The sequence below is a fragment of the Streptomyces tricolor genome, assembly GCF_002155905.1.
Lineage (GTDB): Bacteria > Actinomycetota > Actinomycetes > Streptomycetales > Streptomycetaceae > Streptomyces > Streptomyces tricolor.
Map to the genome: position 1 here is coordinate 1 of NZ_MUMF01000205.1, position 1,711 is coordinate 1,711.

At 73.7% G+C, this 1,711-nt stretch carries 2 protein-coding genes; both read left to right on the forward strand.

The window, feature by feature from the left end; all coding sequences use genetic code 11:
• The first annotated feature begins 45 nt into the window (after nucleotides 1-45).
• Nucleotides 46-711 carry a response regulator transcription factor gene (locus CCN44_RS15675; RefSeq protein ID WP_086697982.1) on the forward strand — a complete coding sequence of 222 codons (666 nt, stop codon included), beginning with the start codon at nucleotides 46-48 and terminating at the stop codon, nucleotides 709-711.
• Nucleotides 712-1,711: histidine kinase dimerization/phospho-acceptor domain-containing protein (locus CCN44_RS15680; RefSeq protein WP_086697983.1), on the forward strand; the 1,000-nt coding region annotated here is incomplete at its 3' end.

A 1,711-nucleotide genomic window follows, 5' to 3' on the forward strand; every position in this document is an offset into this window, starting at 1 on the left:
GATCGGGGCCGGGGGGGGTGGTGGGGGGCTTGGCACACTGAGGGAGTGCCCCAGACTGTGCTGCTCGCCGAAGACGACCGTGCCATCCGTCATGCCCTGGAGCGTGCGCTGACGCTGGAGGGGTACCGGGTGACGGCGGTCGCGGACGGTGTGGAGGCGCTGGCGCAGGCGCACAGGAACCCGCCGGACGTGCTCGTCCTCGACGTGATGATGCCGGGCATCGACGGCCTCCAGGTCTGCCGGGTGCTGCGCGCCGAGGGCGNNGCCGGCGCCGACGACTACGTGGTCAAGCCCTTCGACGTCGAGGAGGTCTTCGCACGGCTGCGCGCGCTGCTGCGCCGCACCGGCGGCCCGGCGCCCGCGGCCACCGGCACCCCGGAGGGGCCCGTACGCGAGGCACAGGTCTCCGACCGGCACGTGGAGGCCGCCGGCGTCCGCATGGACCTCCAGGCCCGCCGGGCCTGGCGCGGCCGGCGCGAGCTGGAACTGACCCGGACCGAGTTCGAGCTGCTGGAGCTGCTGGCACGCAACGCGGGCATCGTCCTCGACCACTCCACCATCTACGACCGGATCTGGGGCTACGACTTCGGCCCCGGCTCCAAGAACCTCGCCGTCTACGTCGGCTACCTGCGCCGCAAGCTGGACGAACCCGGCGCCCCGCAGCTGATCCACACCGTGCGGGGCGTGGGTTACGTGCTCCGGGAGGACTAGGTGGGCCGCCGCTGGCGGCTGCCGGCCGGGCCCCGGCCGAGGCTGGTCTCGCTGCGCACCACCTTCGCGGTCTCCTTCGCGGCCGTCACCGCCGCCGTCACCGTCCTCGTCGGCATCCTGTCGTACAACTCCGCCGCGCGGCTCGTCCGCGTCGACCAGCAGTCGGTGTTCACGCAGGTCGTGCACGACGTGCAGGACGAGGTCCGGCAGCAGGAGATGAGCCCGGACGACTTCTCCTCCTCCCGCCCCGGGCACGACCTGGTCCGCCCCGCCCGCACCGACGTGCAGGTGCTCGGCCCGCAGGGGCAGATCATGGACCACGGCAGCCCGGTGCTGCCGGTCACCCCCCAGGACCGGGACATGGCCGTCGCGCGGACCGCGGGCCGGGTGGTCCAGCACAAGGACGTACGGGTGGAAGCGGACCTGTTCCGCATCGCCACCGTCTCGCTCGGCAAAGGGCGGGGGGCCGTCCAGGTCGCGCAGGAGTTCAGCGACACCGAGGACCTGCTGCGGGCGCTCCAGCAGCGCACGCTCATCCTGATGGCGGCGGTCGTGGTGGCGGCCGGGCTGTTCGGATGGTGGCTGGCCCGGCGGATCACCCGCCGCCTGGTCGTCCTCACCTCCGCCGCCGAGGACGTCGCCCGCACCCGGCAGCTGGGCATCCAGGTGCCGGTGGCCGGTCTGGACGAGGTGGGGCGGCTGGGCCGGGCCTTCGACCGGATGCTGGGGCGGCTCGCGCAGTCGGAGGAGGACCAGCGGCGGCTGGTGCAGGACGCCGGGCACGAGCTGCGCACGCCGCTGACCTCGCTCCGTACGAACATCTCGCTGCTGCGGCGGATCGACGAACTCCCGCCGGCCACGCGCGAGGAGCTGGTCGCCGACCTCTCCCAGGAGGCGAGGGAGCTGACCGACCTGGTCAACGAGCTGGTCGACCTCGCCGCCGGGCAGTCGGAGAACGAACCGCCGCAGCGGGTGGACCTCGCCGACCTCGCCGAGGACG